This is a genomic window from Janthinobacterium sp. GW456P (assembly GCF_002127655.1).
GTDB lineage: Bacteria > Pseudomonadota > Gammaproteobacteria > Burkholderiales > Burkholderiaceae_D > Janthinobacterium.
In genome coordinates this window covers 237,358-253,874 of sequence record NZ_NEHB01000003.1, presented here as the reverse complement: position 1 = coordinate 253,874, position 16,517 = coordinate 237,358, and the positions used below count along the sequence as shown (strand labels likewise).

Genomic DNA, 16,517 nt, shown 5'->3' with positions numbered 1-16,517 from the left:
GTCATTACAGTTTGTCCATGTTGGCGCAGGCCAGCAGCACGCCGAGGGTCATCAGCAGCGTGCCGATCAGCCGGTCGATGGTCCGCTGGTGGCTGACCATGCGCAAACGAAAGTTAGCTTGCGAGAAAAAGATGGCCACCACGGCAAACCACGCGAGGTGGATGGCGGACATGCACAGCCCGTAGCAGAACTGCACACTCAATGGCGTGCCCGGCTGCACCACCTGGGTGTAGGTGCTGATGACAAACAAGGTGGTTTTCGGGTTCAGGGCATTCGTCAGCAAGCCGTTGAGCAACATCTGATGCCGGGGCACGCGGGCGCCGCCATGCAGGTCGATGACGAGGCCCGCGCGGTTGCTCCAGGTTTTCCAGCCGATCACGATCAGGTACACGGCGCCGACAAACTTGATCACCGTAAACAGGGCCGGTGAGCTGGCGATGATCAGGCCCACGCCAAACATCGTATAGAACACGTGCACTTGCACGCCCAGCGCGATGCCGAGCGCGGCCAGCAAGCCCGCGCGGCGGCCATGCAGATAGCTGTTGCGCGTGACCATCGCGAAATCGGGGCCGGGAACGATGGCGGCCAGCAGGGTAATCAATGCAACGGCAAGCAATGCAATCATGTGTCTTCCTTGGGGAGTGGCGGCCGCATGGCAATCGGTGAGTATTCATCGCTTGTATGGGCAAGGCACTGTGCCCATGCCGGTGGCCGGAAGACGCATTATCCGTATAATGACGGACGATAAAAAACGATGATATCTTGCCGATATGCGTGAGAAAAAATGACAGATCATGAGCAGACAGACAGCACTCGGTAGCTTGCGTTTCTTCGAGGCGGCGGCCAGGCTCGGCAGTTTTGTCCAGGCGGCGGACGAGCTGCACGTGACGCACGGGGCGGTCAGCCGGCAAATCCGCCTGCTCGAAACGTCGCTGGGCACGGCCCTGTTCGAACGCCGCAACCGCGGCGTCTTCCTGACCGCGCCGGGCGCGCAGTTGCGCGATGCCGTCCAGCAGGCGTTCGAACGGCTCGACGCCGCCCTCGAAGCGGTGCGCCAGCCGGCGCGCCCGGCGCCGCTGGTGGTGTCATGCGAGCCGACGATCGCGATGAAATGGCTGATCCCGCGCCTCGGCGACTTTTACCGGCGCCATCCCGAAGTGCCGCTGCACCTGTTTGCCTCGGGCGGGCCGGTGGCGTTCCAGCGCGATGCGGTGGACGTGGCGCTGCGCCGCAACGATTTTGCGTGGGATGGAGGATTGCATGTGGAAAAGGTGTGCGACGAATGGATCGCGCCCGTGTGCGCGCCGGCCCTGCTGCGGCAAGGCCGGCTGGACCTGTCTGTGCAACGCCTGCTGCACACGGCGTCGCGCCCGGCCGCCTGGGCGCACTGGCGCGCCGCCGGCACGGACGACGGCCTTGGCTACCACGGCGACAGCCAGACCTACGAGCATTTCTATCTGAGCTTGCAAGCGGCTTGCGCCGGCCTGGGCGTGGCGATCGGCTCCATCTTCATGGCGCGCGAAGACCTCGACAGCGGGCGCCTCGTCGCGCCCTTGGGTTTCCGGCGCGACGGCAGCGGCTATTTCCTGCTGTCGCCGCTGGCGTTCGACGGCGATGCGCGCCGCACCGCCTTGCTGCACTGGCTGCGCGAGCAGATGGGGCAGGCGCTGCCGGCGCCCTAACTTTCCGCTTATTGCGGCGCGGCGGCGGGCTTGAACACGGCGCGGAACGCTTTTAATGCGGCCGGATGGTAGATGGTGCCATGTGTTTCTTCCGGCATCCTTTCTACATGCCATTGCAAGCCGGACGGCGCGTGTTTTTGCAGCACGTCGGCCAGGCGCTGCACTTCCACGGCGATGCCCGCTTCGCTGCTGGATGCCAGGTACAGGCTGTGCTTGCCCGGCTTGCCCTTGGCCAGCAGCTCCGCCGCCTGGCGCGGCAGGGCGCCCTGGTTCCACCACAGGCTGGGGTCGAACGCCAGGTAATGGTCGAACAGCTGCGGTTCCAGCAGGTATGTTTCCACCACGAACAGGCCCGCCAGCGATTCGCCGACGATGGCCGTCTCGCCCGTCGTGCGGTAGCGGCGTTTGACTTCCGGCATCAGCTCGTCGCGGATGAAGGTCCGGTAGGCTGGCGAACCGCTCACGACGGGCGCGATCTTGCGGTCTTGCGCATTATCGGTCGGCCCCGTCAGGTCGCGCCGGCGCTGCGTGTTTTGCATGCCGACCAGCATGAACGGGCGCATCGTGCCATTGGCTACCGACACCTGCAGCAAGCCGGCCACGTGCAAAAAGTCTTCGGCCACGCCGCCGTCCGGCATGTACAGCACGGGCAGCGGTGCGTCGGGCGGCGTATCCCAGGCGCGCGCCACATACACATTGATGTGGCGCTGTTCCTTCAGCGCCTGCGAATCGATCGTGAAACTTTCGCCGATGACGAGCGGCGTGGCCGCGCTGGCGGCTGCGTTGGCGGTGGCGGCGGGCGCGGCAGTGGCGAGGTGGAAGGGGCTGGACAGCAGCAGGGCGGCGGTGAGGTGCAGTGCAAGGCAGGAGCGGCGCATGTTTTCCCGTGATAAGTAGGTTGGATAGATGGCATGTACGCGTATAGACATGCCATTGAGCAATTCTATCTTATCTTTGCTGCAGCCTTACTTGATCGTCAAGAGTTTTCGCTCGCGCACGATACCGGCCTTGTCGATCGTGTAGGCGACCAGCAGCGCGCCATCGTCCACACAGGCGTGGCAAGTGATCAGGGGCGTGGAAAACAGCACGCTTTGGCCACCGTCGCTGGTGGCCGTGCTGCCGACGAACTCGGCGGGCGCGAACGGCACGGAATCCGGATGGGCGGCCGTAAACGCTTGCCAGGCGGGCGTGGCGCGGTCTTCCTCGCGCACGGAGTGCTCGTCGACATCGATGGCGGCGCCGTCGCTGCCGATCAGCAAGGTGCTTTCATTCGTGTTGGCGCGAAACGGATAGGTGACGGTGGCCAGCGCCACCTTGCCCAGCGGGCGCCAGGCAGAGATGTAGCCTGGCATGTTTGCACTGACCAGCATCCTGGCGGCGGCGATGGCTTGCGGGGGCGCACCGGTACGCTGCATGGTGCGCAGCAGGCAGACGTCGGGCGCGGAGTGCGACTGTTCGCTGCGGCAAGCCGACAGCGAGCGTTCCTGCCATACGGCGCGCGCGTCGATGGGGCCCGTCTCCAGTGCATGGGCCGCCTGCATGGCGGCCAGGGCGGAGACGGCAAGGATGGTGCGGCCGGCCAGGTGGCGGAAAAAGCGTGTGGGCATGGGCAATCCTCTCGGTGCGGGAACAATGTATCGTCACCGATTATAGAAGGCGGGCCGGGCCTGCCCACGCACCGCAGGCCCGCTCAGCGCTTCTTTGCCGCCGCCTGGCGCAGGGCCTTCGCTTCCGGTTTGTTGAGAATGTGCGGGCGCGTGGCCAGTTCCGCCTTGACGGCGGCGATGGTGGCGCCGAACTGCTGTTCGGCCTGCTCTGCGCTGGCGCCCGCATAGTGCTGCTGGTTCGATTGGGCGGCACGCAGCCGGCGCAGCAGCGCCAGCAATTGCTTGCCGTGTAGTGCAGGCAAGTCTTGCGCCAGCGCTTGTGCGACCACCGCGCCTTCCACATGGTCGGGCTCGAGCAGGCGCAGCAAGGCCAGGCCTGCGGGTTGCGGTACCGGAATCAACTTGTTCATCCAGCCATTGTAAACGAGGCCACGATTACAGGTACTCCCAGATTTCATCGAACGTCTCGCGCGCGAAATCGTTGCGCCACGCTTCCGAGTCCTTTTCGCGGCTGACGGCGAACACGGCGCGCCAGGTCTGCTTCGGCGAACTCGTGTAGGTGGCGGCGATCTTTTGCAGGCCGGCCTTGCATTGCTCGACCTTGCAGCCACTCTTCGCCAGTTGCTGGGCTGCCGGCGCCCATGCCACGGGCACCTTGACGACCTGGCATTCGAAGTTGACGGCGGCCGTCTGCATGCCGTTTTCCACCGTCACCGGGGCCGCCTTGGTGGCCTGGCAAGCGGCGCCATTCTTGGCGGCGATGACGTTCGCGGCCAGCTGTTCGGCGGCCGGCGTGACGGCCGCGCGCATGGCGGCGGGGAACAGGTCGGCGATCAGCTTGCCGGTTGCCGTCGGGAACTTGGCATCGGCCGCCTTCAAGTCGCTGTACGACGCGTATTCGGCGCTTTGCTGGCCCGCCAGGCGGGTGGGGCGCAGGTAGGCGTTGAGCTTGGCGACGCTGGCTTCATCCTGGTTGATGATGGTCTTGATGTACAGGTTGGCCACGTCCAGCGGCGCCAGTTCCGCAGTGCCGGCGGCGAAGGCGGGCTGGGCCAGCGCCATGGCGGCGGCCAAGGTTGCTGCCAGCACGGCGGTGCGCGATGTTTGTTGTGTTTGATGCATGTGTTTTCTCCACGATTCAATGTCAGGCGCCAAAAGATGCCTTGTGGCAACTCTGGCGCGCGCATTATAGATGGTGAAAGTCATAATGTTGCGCACAGAAGGTTGCGTACCTCAGACATCCGCCTTGCTGGCCGCTTCCAGTAGGGCCAGCAGCAGGTGCTTGCGCCGTCCGTCCGCCTTGCGCGCCAGGGCGGCCAGTTTTTCCAGCTTGCCCCAGATGGGATACAGCATGTGCTCGACCAGATAGCCTTCCAGCCCTTGCAGTTGCTGGCAGAACAGTTCCAGTTTCTCCACATCTTCCAGTTCCACCTGGATCTTGACTTTTGCGCTGTCCGTGCACGCGCGCAGGCAGGTCGCCAGCACGGGAGCGGAGTCGCGCGTGACGCCATATTGCTCGGCAAAGGCCGCCGTGAACTGGTCCTGCACGGACTGGTGTTCCTCGTCGACGTTGGCCATGTAGTGCTGCACCAGCGGAAAATAACGCGCGTCGAGCAGGCCCAGGCCAAACGTGGCATAGCTGCCGGGCATGCAATTCTTTTCGCCTTCCGTGTCGGCATAGAATTCGTATTGCGCGATGGCGGCGCGCGCATACGCTTCCAGCTGCGGCTGCAGGGCGGCGTAGGCGAGGGCGTTGGCAAAGAAGCGGTGCGTATCGGACCTGGCCAGACCCTTGACCGGCAGATACTGCTTGACCTTGGACTTGAGCTTGATCTGGCAGCTTTTCGGGAAACCGTTGTTGAGCAGATGCGTGATGAAGGCCAGCGCCTGCGCATACGCGCCTTCCTCTTCCCGGGCTATCGTGATGCTGATGGTGGCAAACACATCGTTGGCGCGGCATTCCAGCAGTGCATTTTTCAGGTGGATGGCGTCGGGCGCGAAAGTGCCGCTGCCTTCCTTGAGCATGCGCGCGGCCCGTTCGCTGCCCAGTTCGCGTGCGATTTCCAGGAATTTCAGGCCCTTCGACTTGGCGTAGCTCGGTTCATGGCGCAGTATCATGACGGCGCCATACAACAGGAGGTCGATCGGCTGCATGGCCTGGGCATCGAGCGCCACGGCCGCTTTCAAGGCGTATTCGGTGGCGCGGTAAGCGGACTGGACGCGATCATAGTATTGCGGCAGGAACTCGTTTTCCGCCCAGCCGGTGATGGCGCGGATGATATCGTGGCGGTGTTCGGCCAACGTGTCCGGGCTGGCCTTGTTCAAGGCCTGGATGCGGTCGAATTGCGCGATGGTCCAGGTCACGTCGAGTTGCGGGAACAGTTGCTTGTCGAGCAGGTGACGCGTGAGGAAAAACGTTTCCAGCTTTTCCGTCGGATGGGTGCCGTGCGTGAGCTTGCGGTCGACATATGCGTGTATGCGCTCAAGCAATAGTTGGCGTTTATTGTCATTCACGTATTCCAGCAAGGTCAGGTGCAGCTTGCCCTGCGCCGTCTGGAATTTGCCGCGGAAGGTGAAGCGGTAGTCGATCATGGGCGTGTTGACCAGCGGCGCCAGACGGGCTTGCACCAGCGCCGCCAGTTGCGGCGCGATCAAGTCGCGCACTTGCGCGTCATCAAGGCGCACCGGCGTCCGGGGGCGCACATCGTCGTCGAAGCCCAGGTCGATATCGTCGGCAGTGGTGCGGCCCGGTTTGTAATCGAGCATGAAGTCACTGAAGACGCCCGCTTGCAAGGTGGTACGATTCACGGCGTCGTCTAGGTCCATGCGCTGCAGCCGCTCATCGAACCAGGCGTGGATCGCCATCGTCATTTCTCGTGTTGCCTGCTCTAGCAATGTGCTCATTGACTTCCTTGCATGGCGCGTGACAGTGCCATGTTTAATATAAAACACTATTTTAGGTGGACAGGGCCGTCTGCAACAAGGGCCACACGCGAGCGACTACTGGTATGCGCCTATGTTCGGTGGCAGACGGTAGCTTGCGCGTCTTGCCGCTATTCTCGGCTGATTCCTAGCGGAAAATGGCGCCGAGCTTGCGCGCCATTGCCGCGACAACCTAGCCAGGAGCCGCCCGGCCATGCCCTATGAAATTCTCCGCGACAGTATCGCGCTCGAGCAGGCGGGTGACGCCATCCGCTTCCATCTGTCCGTCTTCGGGGCGGAAAAAACTTGCCTTATCACTGACACGGCATTGCGCAGTCTGGACCAGGAGCAGGGCGGCAACTTGCTGGACATCTTCGACACCCACCGCCTGCGCATCGGCCAGCGCGCCTTCGCTTACCTGAGCCGCGATTTGCTGGTCAGCGGCGTGGTCTTGCGCGCACTTGATTTTTAGTTACTATTTCTTTTGCCTGCCCCCGTGTCCTGGCCAGATATGGTATTTCCGCACAGATCGTCAAGTAAATGCAGGTATGGCTGGACGGAAATGTTACATCTCGGTATTCTGCGCATCTGATACTTATTTCTATACAGAAAAAGGTAAGAGGGCAGTTCGGGCCGGCGGCATCGCGGCGCGCACTGCCACGCAAGGTCAGGCATGCAAAGGTGAAGTCGTCCGCCTGCTGAGCGAAACGGTCATGTTTCGGCTCGCGGCGGGCAGGGAACAGTGCTGTCATCTTTAAAATAGTAGGAGAGGTTGCTCATGGATGCAGAAAAGGATGTTGTGTACGGTACAGAAGATTTGTTGATGAGTTTGTGCAACTCGGTGGTTCGGGTGCTCAACGTTGCAACACAAAGCAAGGTCAATTATTCAGGCATGGTGCAGCGCATCACCAAGACGGGCCTGAAGCCGGACATCGGCTGCTTCGTGATGTTCGATGGCGGTTTCACGGGCTTGGTGGTACTCAATTTTGCCGCCGATACGGCGATGGAAATCTACGAGCGCTACATGTTGCACATGGGTATGCCGAAGTCGGAGCTGGCCAGCTTCTACACGTCGGACGAAGTGTCGAACATCATGGGCGAACTGATGAACCAGATCGTCGGCGACTTCACGGGCAAGGTGCGGCGCGAGCTGCAAACGAACATCACCCAGAGCCAGCCGAAGATGCTGGTGCTGAACAAGCAGGTGATGCTCAGCGTCGACACGCCGCTGGACCGCCCGGAAATGCGCCGCGTCACTTTCTATACGGAAAAGAATAATATTTTCTATCTGGAACTGGCGATCGACCGTACCGAGTTCATCAAGCTGCACGATTTCGATTCGCGCGAAGTCGATGCCGATTCGCTGATGGATACGGAGTATGCGAACCGCGAGCGGGACGTGGCCCCCGCGCCGGCAGCCGCGCCGGAAGCCGACGACAACGAAGACTTGCTCAAGTCGCTGGGCATGTAAGCAGCGGTATCGGAGAGCGGCTGGCGGCCGGTTTGCCGCCGGCCGCTGCCGTTGACAGCCTACAGGGTCTTGCTCATGAACACGCGGCTCGTACCTTCGGGACTGCAGGCGATGTCGCCGAAGCGGCGCCAGCCGCGGCGCTCGTAAAATTCGGGCGCCTGGAAACTGATGGTGTACAGCACCGCCGAGGCGCAGCCGCGCCGGCGGCCTTCCTCTTCGAACTGCGCCAGTATCTGGCTGCCCAGTCCCAGCCCCCGCAAGGCGGCGGGCAAATAAAACAAATCGAGAAACAGCAGGCCCAGCGAGGTTCTGCCCATGGCGCCGCCCAGCACCCGCTGGCTGTCGCGGTCGCGCACGACCACGCTCAACACCTGCCTGTCCTGGTATCCCGTGATGGCATCGTTGTAGGCGTTCAAGCCGTCGAGGATGGTTTGCTCGACTTCCGCGTCGAGCGTGGCGCTGACGGAAATAGTGTAGGGCGAGGCGTTGTGCGGGGTGGCAGGCATGGCGGGCAGGAAAATAGTCGGTAACTGTATGAATATACAGTATTTTGGCTATTTTTGCCCGTCTTGTTGCGGCAACGTCAATGTTTCCATGCGGCGCATGCCCACCATGCCGCTGTGCTGGCTGTCATCGAGCGACCAGTATTCGAGCGCATACGCATAGTTGCCATCGATGATGGTCAGCGATTCCTTCTGGCGGCCGTTGGGCGCCTTGTAATACAGGCGCCGCGCGGGCCTGCCATCGACCGTGTGCCTGAACGCCTGCGGGCTGAGGGAGGCGCGCTTGCCCGCCTTGCCCGCCATCGACATCGCCGTGATCGTCACGTAAGCGCGGTCCGGGCAGCGCGCCAGCAGATGGGCGCCGCTCAGGACGGTGGGCCGCGTTTGATCGAGCGGCAAGCCGAACGGATGCGTGCCGGCGATATCCTGGCACCCCATCTGCTGCGCCAAGGTACTCAGCACGGCCGGATCGAGCGCGCTGGTATAGTGTTTTTCGGCGGTTTGCGCCTGGCCCAGCGCCAGGCGGCGCTCCAGTTCGGCCAACGAGATATCGCTGGGCACGGGCAGTGGCGCGGGGGCGTCGGGGTCGGCCGCGCTGGACGTTTCCGCCTGCATGCGCGAGGCAACGGAGTGGCTGCTCCCGGCTGTGCCATCGAGGCCGCGGGCCAATGGCATGGCGCAGGCCAGGGTCATTGCCAGCGATAAAGCCATGTGTTTCAGCATGAAATTTCCTGCAATCCGAGGCAAAATGACACGCATTGTGTCTCAGATCGCCTGCGCATGCGCGTTCTTTTTCGTTAGTGCGCGGCCATCGCCGACGCAATCTCGATCGAATTCAATTTCCAGCCCCACACGCCATGGCGCTGCAGGACCAGTGCGCCGTCCTGCGCATTGCCGTCTTGTGCGCGCACGACGAAGGTGTTCAGGCCGGCATAGCCGGCGGAATATGCGGCTTTTTTCCCGGCGCCATCGGCGGGCGCGTCCGCGTCGCCTGCGGCTCCCGCTTGCGGGCTGACGGCGCTTTTGTTGACCAGTGCGACGACACCCGCGGGCGAGACCATGGCATCGACCATCTTGCCCAGCATGGCGCCGGCGATCGACTGGCCCAGGGCGGCCAGCGGATTGCCGCTGCCGGCAGTCGCTTCGATGCTGCGCGCCATGCTCGCTTCCAACTGCGTCTTGACGCTGGCGCGCAGGGCGGGGAAGTCCACATGCCCGGCCAGGGCGTCGGCGTTGCGTTCGGCCAGGGCGGTCTTGATCTGGTGCAAGGCATAGTAGGGCGAAGCATAGGTGGTGGCGGCGACGGCAATGACGGCCACGGCCGCGGCGATGGTGATTTTTTTCAAGTGATGCCTGTGAGTTGGAGGGGTGGAAACGGATGCCACGCAGCGTATCCGTTAAATTGAAATACAGCAATCATATTTTCTTGCCATTATTTCCCCCCGCATGGGCTCCGGTGGCCCTCGGCGGACGACTATAGAGTGATGAGGGTGGGTGCTGTATAATGGGAGAAAAGTATTTAACTAGCTGTTTTAACTGAATAAAGACCCAATATCACATGCTCTCTACAGCAAATATTACGATGCAGTTTGGCGCCAAGCCATTGTTTGAGAATATCTCCGTCAAGTTCGGCGACGGCAACCGCTATGGCTTGATCGGCGCCAACGGCTGCGGCAAGTCGACTTTCATGAAAATTCTGGGCGGCGACCTGGACCCGTCGGGCGGCAACGTCATGCTCGACACCAACGAGCGCCTGGGCAAGTTGCGCCAGGACCAGTTCGCGTTTGAAGACATGCGCGTGCTTGACGTGGTCATGATGGGCCACACGGAAATGTGGGCCGCCATCCAGCAGCGCGACGCCATCTACGCGAACCCGGAAGCGACGGACGACGACTACATGCAGGCGGCCGAGCTGGAAGGCAAAGTTTCCGAATACGACGGCTACACGGCCGAATCGCGCGCCGGCGAGCTGTTGCTGGGCGCCGGTGTCGCCATCGAGCTGCACCAGGGTCCGATGAGCAATGTCTCGCCAGGCTGGAAGCTGCGCGTGCTGCTGGCGCAGGCGCTGTTCTCGAATCCGGACATCCTGCTGCTCGACGAGCCGACGAATAACCTGGACATCAACACGATTCGCTGGCTGGAAGACGTGCTCAACGAGCGCAACTCCACCATGATCATCATTTCCCATGACCGCCACTTCCTGAACCAGGTGTGCACCCACGTGGCCGACATGGATTACGGCACCTTGAAGATTTATCCGGGCAACTACGACGAATACATGTTCGCCTCGACCCAGGCGCGCAACCAGCAGCTGGCCAACAACGCGAAAGCGAAAGACAAGGTTGCGGAATTGCAAGAGTTCGTGCGCCGCTTCGCCGCCAACAAGTCGAAGGCCCGCCAGGCGACATCGCGCGCCAAGCAGATCGAAAAGATCAAGGTCGACGACATCAAGCCATCGTCGCGCGCCTATCCGTTCGTGCGTTTCGACGGCGAAAAGAAATTGCACCGCCTGGCCGTGGAAGTCGAGAACATCTCGAAAGGCTTCGACCGCCAGCTGTTCAAGAACTTCAGCATCCTCGTCGAAGCGGGCGAGCGCATCGCCATCATCGGCGCCAACGGTGCTGGCAAGACCACCATGCTGCGCTGCATCGCGGGCGACATCGCCGGCCTGCAGCCGGACCAGGGCCGCGTGAAGTGGGCGGAAAACGCCAACGTCGGCTACATGCCGCAAGACCCGACGGAAGATTTCGCCAAGGACACGAACCTGACCGACTGGATCGGCCAGTGGACGAAAGAGGGCGACGACGACCAGGCCGTGCGTTCCATCCTGGGCCGTTTGCTGTTCGGCGGCGACGATGTGAAAAAGGCCGTCAAGGTACTGTCCGGTGGTGAAAAGGGCCGCATGATGTACGGCAAGCTGATGCTGGGCCGCCACAACGTGCTGATGCTCGATGAGCCGACCAACCACATGGACATGGAATCGATCGAATCGCTGAACATCGCGCTGGAAAAATACGCGGGCACCCTGATCTTCGTGTCGCATGACCGCGAATTCGTTTCCTCGCTGGCCAACCGCATCATCGAAATCAAGGAAGATGAAGTGGTCGATTACCGTGGCAACTACGAGGACTACCTGAAGAGCCAGGGTATCGATTAAACACCTGATCAAACCTGCTGCGCGTCGCGCTTTGCGGCCTGTGATGCTCACCGTGCTTCAGCACGGTTGCGCTTCTCGGCCACAAATCGCTGCCGCTCGCTACGGTTTTATCAGGCGTTTGGAAAGCTGGTGGTGTACTCTGGTATCACCACACCGACGCGCCGCGGTTATTTCGTTCCGGCGCAATGCTTCATTGCAATCGTGCCGGTCTATCCCGTTTTTGTTTGACACAGCCATGCAAACTTTAGCCATCAAATCCGTCGAGTACGAACATCCACAAGACGGAGCCAGCTGCACCGCCCACGCCTGGGCACGCACGCCAGCGACGCCGTCCCCGGCCGAAAAAGCCGAACTGATCACGCGCATCAAGCGCCTGCTGATCGAGCGCGAAGCCGTGCTCGTTGCCCACTACTACGTTGATGCCGACCTGCAAGACCTGGCCGAAGCCACGGGCGGCTGCGTCTCCGATTCCCTGGAAATGGCCCGCTTCGGGCGCGACCATCCGGCCAAGACCCTGGTCGTGGCCGGCGTGCGCTTCATGGGCGAAACGGCGAAAATCCTCAGTCCCGAGAAAACCGTGCTAATGCCCGACCTCGACGCGACCTGTTCGCTCGACCTCGGTTGCCCGGCCGATGAATTCACGGCCTTCTGCGACGCCCATCCCGACCGCACGGTGGTGGTCTACGCCAACACCAGCGCAGCAGTAAAAGCGCGCGCGGACTGGATGGTGACGTCGTCCATCGGCCTCGACATCGTTGCTCACCTGCATGCGCAGGGCAAGAAAATCCTGTGGGCGCCCGACAAGCACCTGGGTTCGTATATCCAGAAGCAGACGGGCGCCGACATGCTGCTGTGGCAGGGTAGCTGCCTCGTGCATGACGAATTCAAGGGCATCGAACTCGATTTGCTCAAGGAAGAGTATCCGCAAGCCAAGGTGCTCGTGCATCCGGAGTCGCCCGCCAACGTGGTAGCGCTGGCCGACATGGTCGGTTCCACGTCGCAAATGATCGCGGCGGCGCAAAGCATGGACACGGACACGTTTATTGTCGCCACCGACAACGGCATCCTGCACAAGATGCGCGCGGCCGCGCCGGGCAAGCACTTCATCGAAGCGCCCACGGCCGGCAACAGCGCCACCTGCAAGAGCTGCGCGCACTGCCCGTGGATGGCCATGAACGGCTTGCTGAATCTGGCGCAAACGCTGGAAAACATGCACAACGAAATCCATGTCGACCCCGCTGTCGGCCAGCTGGCCGTGCGCTCGATCAAGCGCATGCTCGACTTCGCCGCCGCGAAAAAGGCTGGCATCCAGCCGGGCGCGGACCTGGCAAAAGAAACCAAATTGTTCCAAGGAATCGGTCCAGCATGAGTACCCTCGTTAATTCTTTCGCTCCCTTCGACCCGGCCCTGGCGCGCGCGTTCGAAGCCAATTTGCTGGCCGCCTTGCTGGAAGACGTGGGCCAGTGCGACCTGACGGGCGAGCTGGTGCCGCCCGACCACATCGTCACGGCCCGTGTCATCGTGCGCGAAGCGGCCGTGCTGTGCGGCGCGCCGTGGTTCGAAGGCATCATGAAAAGCCTGGACCGCAGCATCGACATCGTCTGGCATTATGCCGAAGGCGACATGATGACGGCCGACAGCGTCGTCTGCACGCTTCAGGCGCCGGCGCGCGCCTTGCTCACGGCCGAGCGCAGCGCCCTCAATTTCCTGCAGCTGCTGTCGGCCGTGGCCACGGCCACGCGCCGGTATGTGGACGTGGTGGCCGGCACGAAAGCTTCCATTCTGGACACGCGCAAGACCTTGCCTGGCCTGCGCCTGGCGCAAAAGTATGCGGTGCGCGTGGGCGGCGGCAAGAACCAGCGCCTGGCCCTGTATGACGGCATCCTGATCAAGGAAAACCATATCGCGGCGGCCGGCGGCGTCAGCCAGGCCCTGGAAAACGCGCGCAACCTCGATGCGGGCGTGCCCGTGCAGATCGAGGTGGAAACCCTGGCGCAATTGCAGGAAGCGCTCGATGCGGGCGCCGTTTCCATCTTGCTCGACAACTTCAGCAACGACATGATGCGCGAAGCCGTGGCCCTCACCAATGGCCGTGCCTTGCTCGAAGCGTCGGGCGGCATCAATGTCGATACCGTGCGCGCCATTGCCGAGACGGGCGTGGACCGCATCTCGATCGGCAGCCTGACGAAGGATGTGCGGGCCACCGATTACTCCTTGCGCATCGTCGGCTGATGAAAGGGGCAGGGCGGCGCCTGCTGGCCTTGGCGTTGTTGTGGCCGGCGTTTGCCGTGCCTTTGCCGGCGTCGGCGCGCGAGCTGCTGGCCGTGGGTGCGCAGTTCGAGCGCGTGTTCGAATATCAGGACAGCGGCGAATACGGCGGCCTGGGCGCGGAACTGCTGCGCGTGATGGCGGCGCGCACGGGGAACACCGTGCGTTTCCGCATGGTGCCGTGGGCGCGCGCGCAAGCCATGCTGGTGCAGGGCCAGGCCGATATCCTGATCGGTCCCTACAAGACGCCCGAGCGCATCGCCAGCATGGCGTTTTCCGACAAGCCTTTCTACCAGGACCAGATGGTCTTTTATACGCGCCAGGACGCCAGTTTCGGCTGGGATGGCGATTACGCGGCGCTGAAGAGCCGCAGGGTGGTGCTGCTCAATGGCTGGGCCTATGGCGCGGACTGGGAGCGCGTGCGGCCAGGCCTGCAGGTCAGCGTGGCCAACAATGTGGAAAATGGCTTGAAGATGCTGGTGCACAACCACGTTGACGTGTTCATCAGCAACCGCCGCAATACCGACCCCGTCATCGGCCGTCTTGGCTATGGCCGCCAGGTGAAACCGCTGCCAAGAATCATCGAACTGCAAAACGGCTATTTTGCCTATCCACGCTCACCCGCTTTCGACAGGCTGCGGCTGCAGTTCGACCAGGAACTGAATAACCTGATCGAGACGGGCGAATTGAAACGGCTGGGCAAGCGCTACGACGTCAGCATACCCTGACACTGGCTATCTTTACCGCGCTTGACACGCCTCAAGCATGCTCCATGGCCCGGTTCTACCCTGAAAGCAGGCAGCACAATACTGCCCATCACGCCGAAGGGAATGCCATGGATACGCAGCGCATCAATCACCTGATCTGCACCGGTTGCGCCGTCGCGCTGGCCGCGGCCCTGTTTGCCTGCGGCGGCGGCCACCATCATCACCATCCACCGGCCGTGAGCGCCTATGCGGCCACCAGACTGGTGTCGGACACGCCCGCCTTGCCGTCCGGGCACACGGACCCCAACCTTCTCAACGCCTGGGGCGTGGCCTTCAACCCACGCGGTTTTGTCTGGGTGGCCGCGAATGGCACGGCGAAGTCCACTTTATACGATGGCAACGGCGTGCCGCAATCGCTGGTGGTCAGCACGCCGGCCGGGCCCACGGGTATCGTGTTTAACGGCACGCAGGATTTCAAGCTGAGCCAGAACGGCGTGACGGCACCCAGCCCCTTCGTCTTCGCCAGCGAAAGCGGGACGATTTCCGCGTGGTCGCCCACGGTCAGCCCGACGACGGCCCTGGTCGTGTTCGACGGCGGCGCGGGCGGCAGCGTCTACAAGGGCCTGGCCATCTCGCGCTATGCGGGCGCCAATTACCTGTATGCGGCCGATTTCCACAACGGGCGCGTCGACGTCTTCGATGCCAATTTTGTCCGAGTCAGCTTGCCCGGCGCTTTCAACGATCCTGGCCTGCCGGCCGGCTATGCGCCGTTCGGCATCCAGGCCATTGGCGAGCGCATCTATGTGGCCTACGCGAAGCGGGAAGCCAGCGGCGACGATGAAGAGGCTGGCGCCGGCCTCGGTATCGTGAATGTGTATGACACGGGCGGCACACTGATCAAGCGGCTGGTCACCGGCGGCGCCCTGAATGCGCCATGGGGCATGGCACTGGCGCCCGCCGATTTCGGCACGGCCAGTAATATGTTGTTGATAGGGAATTTTGGCGATGGCCAGATCCATGCCTATGACCCCGACACGGGTACCGCCGCGGGCGTGCTGCTCAAGACGGATGGCACGCCGCTGGTAATCGATGGCTTGTGGGGCATCGCCTTCGGCAATGGCGTCAACAGCCAGCCCGCCAATACGCTGTTCTATGCGGCCGGGCCGGACGACGAGACGCACGGGCAATACGGGCGCATCGATTTGAAGTAGAGGCAACGTCCCCGTGCGCGCGCAGGGCGGCACCGGGGCGATCTTTACAGCTGGCGCGCCTCGAACGTATTGCACTGGGCAATCTGGCCGCTCTCGATGCCCTTGCTGAACCAGCGCACACGCTGCTCCGAGGTGCCGTGCGTAAACGAGTCCGGCACGACATGGCCTTGCGACTGGCGCTGCAGCGCATCGTCGCCAATGGCCGTGGCCGCTTTCAGGGCCGCTTCCACGTCGCCTTGCTCGAGGATCTTGCGGTCCTGGTTCGCGTGAAATGCCCACACGCCGGCAAAGCAATCGGCCTGCAATTCCAGGCGCACGGACATGGCGTTGGCCTGGCGCTCGGAGGCCGTGCGGCGCGCATTGTCGACCTTCTCGGACAAGCCCATCAGGTTTTGCACGTGGTGGCCCACTTCATGCGCGATCACATAGGCTTCGGCAAACTCTCCCGAGACCTTGAAACGCTGCTGCATCAGCTTGAAGAAATCGAGGTCCAGGTAGACTTTCTGGTCGCCGGGACAGTAGAAGGGGCCGCTGGCGCTCTGGCCCGTGCCGCACGCCGTGGGAACGCTGCCCGAGAACAGCACCAGCTTCGGTTTCACATAGCTGCCGCCTTCGGCCTTGAACAGGGCGCCCCACGTGTCTTCCGTATCGGCCAGCACGGTGCGCACGAAGCGGGTCATCTCGTCGTTTGCGGGCGTCTGGCGCGCCGGCGCCTGCTGCGTGCTGATCTGGCCGCCGCCACCGCCGCTGAGCAGATTGAGCAGGGTCAGGGGATTGACGCCCAGCACATAGGAGCCGACGAGGGCGATGACGATGGTACCGATGCCGATCGAGCGCCCGCCAAAACCGAAGCCGCCTCCGCCGCCGCCGTCTTCGCCACGGCGGTCTTCCACATTGTCGCTTTCGCGATTGCCTTCCCATTTCATGATATTTACTCCTGCTGTGCTTGTGCGATTGCGTTGTACGGTTGATGGATGACGCCTGAATAT

At 62.6% G+C, this 16,517-nt stretch carries 18 protein-coding genes; 8 read left to right on the top strand and 10 right to left on the bottom strand.

All coding sequences use genetic code 11. The annotated features are described in order from the left end of the window. Positions 1-4: 4 nt before the first annotated feature. Positions 5-625 (bottom strand): LysE family translocator, encoded by a 621-nt coding sequence (locus CBW66_RS05225; protein WP_086136915.1) that lies wholly within the window; start codon positions 623-625, stop codon positions 5-7. A gap of 169 nt (positions 626-794) precedes the next feature. Here CBW66_RS05225 and CBW66_RS05220 point away from each other — a divergent pair, with 169 nt between their 5' ends. Then, entirely contained in the window at positions 795-1,682 is an 888-nt protein-coding gene (locus tag CBW66_RS05220) for a LysR substrate-binding domain-containing protein (RefSeq protein WP_086136914.1), read from the top strand. 8 nt (positions 1,683-1,690) lie between these two features. On the opposite strand, the gene CBW66_RS05215 is transcribed toward CBW66_RS05220, so the two are convergent. From CBW66_RS05215 to CBW66_RS05195, 5 genes are all read right to left on the bottom strand, one after another. Continuing rightward, complete coding sequence (locus tag CBW66_RS05215; RefSeq protein WP_086136913.1) at positions 1,691-2,560, bottom strand: alpha/beta hydrolase; 870 nt, start codon at positions 2,558-2,560, stop codon at positions 1,691-1,693. Between the two features lie 87 nt (positions 2,561-2,647). After that, positions 2,648-3,289: a hypothetical protein gene (locus CBW66_RS05210; protein WP_086136912.1), complete on the bottom strand. Its 642-nt coding sequence runs from the start codon at positions 3,287-3,289 to the stop codon at positions 2,648-2,650. Positions 3,290-3,372: 83 nt separating this feature from the next. Then, a complete protein-coding gene (locus tag CBW66_RS05205; protein ID WP_086136911.1) occupies positions 3,373-3,699 on the bottom strand; it encodes a hypothetical protein in 327 nt (108 codons plus the stop codon). Positions 3,700-3,724: 25 nt separating this feature from the next. Beyond that, positions 3,725-4,411, bottom strand: a complete 687-nt coding sequence (locus tag CBW66_RS05200) for a hypothetical protein (protein WP_086136910.1) — start codon at positions 4,409-4,411, stop codon at positions 3,725-3,727. A gap of 111 nt (positions 4,412-4,522) precedes the next feature. Continuing rightward, positions 4,523-6,193: a DUF6138 family protein gene (locus tag CBW66_RS05195; protein WP_086136909.1), complete on the bottom strand. Its 1,671-nt coding sequence runs from the start codon at positions 6,191-6,193 to the stop codon at positions 4,523-4,525. A gap of 232 nt (positions 6,194-6,425) precedes the next feature. Here CBW66_RS05195 and CBW66_RS05190 point away from each other — a divergent pair, with 232 nt between their 5' ends. Both CBW66_RS05190 and CBW66_RS05185 read left to right on the top strand, forming a co-directional pair. Then, the gene (locus tag CBW66_RS05190) at positions 6,426-6,683 is read left to right on the top strand and encodes a DUF1488 family protein (protein WP_086136908.1); all 258 of its coding nucleotides are present in this window, start codon (positions 6,426-6,428) and stop codon (positions 6,681-6,683) included. 306 nt (positions 6,684-6,989) lie between these two features. After that, the gene (locus CBW66_RS05185) at positions 6,990-7,682 is read left to right on the top strand and encodes a DUF3334 family protein (RefSeq protein WP_086136907.1); all 693 of its coding nucleotides are present in this window, start codon (positions 6,990-6,992) and stop codon (positions 7,680-7,682) included. Positions 7,683-7,741: 59 nt separating this feature from the next. Here the strand turns inward: CBW66_RS05185 and CBW66_RS05180 are convergent, their stop codons facing one another. The 3 genes from CBW66_RS05180 to CBW66_RS05170 all read right to left on the bottom strand — a co-directional run bounded on the left by CBW66_RS05180 (position 7,742) and on the right by CBW66_RS05170 (position 9,531). Next, positions 7,742-8,188 (bottom strand): GNAT family N-acetyltransferase, encoded by a 447-nt coding sequence (locus CBW66_RS05180; protein ID WP_086136906.1) that lies wholly within the window; start codon positions 8,186-8,188, stop codon positions 7,742-7,744. A gap of 48 nt (positions 8,189-8,236) precedes the next feature. Beyond that, positions 8,237-8,908, bottom strand: a complete 672-nt coding sequence (locus CBW66_RS05175; RefSeq protein ID WP_086136905.1) for a hypothetical protein — start codon at positions 8,906-8,908, stop codon at positions 8,237-8,239. A 74-nt stretch (positions 8,909-8,982) separates the two neighbouring features. Next, positions 8,983-9,531: a DUF2939 domain-containing protein gene (locus tag CBW66_RS05170; protein WP_170932825.1), complete on the bottom strand. Its 549-nt coding sequence runs from the start codon at positions 9,529-9,531 to the stop codon at positions 8,983-8,985. 212 nt (positions 9,532-9,743) lie between these two features. Between CBW66_RS05170 and CBW66_RS05165 the strand changes: the two genes are divergently transcribed. From CBW66_RS05165 to CBW66_RS05145, 5 genes are all read left to right on the top strand, one after another. Next, a complete protein-coding gene (locus CBW66_RS05165) occupies positions 9,744-11,342 on the top strand; it encodes an ABC-F family ATPase (protein WP_086136903.1) in 1,599 nt (532 codons plus the stop codon). Positions 11,343-11,577: 235 nt separating this feature from the next. Continuing rightward, positions 11,578-12,711 carry a quinolinate synthase NadA gene (gene nadA, locus CBW66_RS05160; protein ID WP_086136902.1) on the top strand — a complete coding sequence of 378 codons (1,134 nt, stop codon included), beginning with the start codon at positions 11,578-11,580 and terminating at the stop codon, positions 12,709-12,711. Continuing rightward, a complete protein-coding gene (gene nadC / locus CBW66_RS05155; protein WP_086136901.1) occupies positions 12,708-13,574 on the top strand; it encodes a carboxylating nicotinate-nucleotide diphosphorylase in 867 nt (288 codons plus the stop codon). Before nadA ends, nadC begins: the two co-directional genes overlap by 4 nt. Then, positions 13,574-14,338: an ABC transporter substrate-binding protein gene (locus CBW66_RS05150; RefSeq protein WP_086142842.1), complete on the top strand. Its 765-nt coding sequence runs from the start codon at positions 13,574-13,576 to the stop codon at positions 14,336-14,338. Before nadC ends, CBW66_RS05150 begins: the two co-directional genes overlap by 1 nt. A 107-nt stretch (positions 14,339-14,445) precedes the next feature. Beyond that, positions 14,446-15,528 carry a TIGR03118 family protein gene (locus CBW66_RS05145; RefSeq protein ID WP_086136899.1) on the top strand — a complete coding sequence of 361 codons (1,083 nt, stop codon included), beginning with the start codon at positions 14,446-14,448 and terminating at the stop codon, positions 15,526-15,528. A 44-nt stretch (positions 15,529-15,572) separates the two neighbouring features. Here the strand turns inward: CBW66_RS05145 and CBW66_RS05140 are convergent, their stop codons facing one another. After that, on the bottom strand, positions 15,573-16,454 hold the full coding sequence (locus CBW66_RS05140) for a neutral zinc metallopeptidase (RefSeq protein WP_086136898.1): 882 nt from the start codon (positions 16,452-16,454) through the stop codon (positions 15,573-15,575). Positions 16,455-16,517 lie beyond the last annotated feature (63 nt).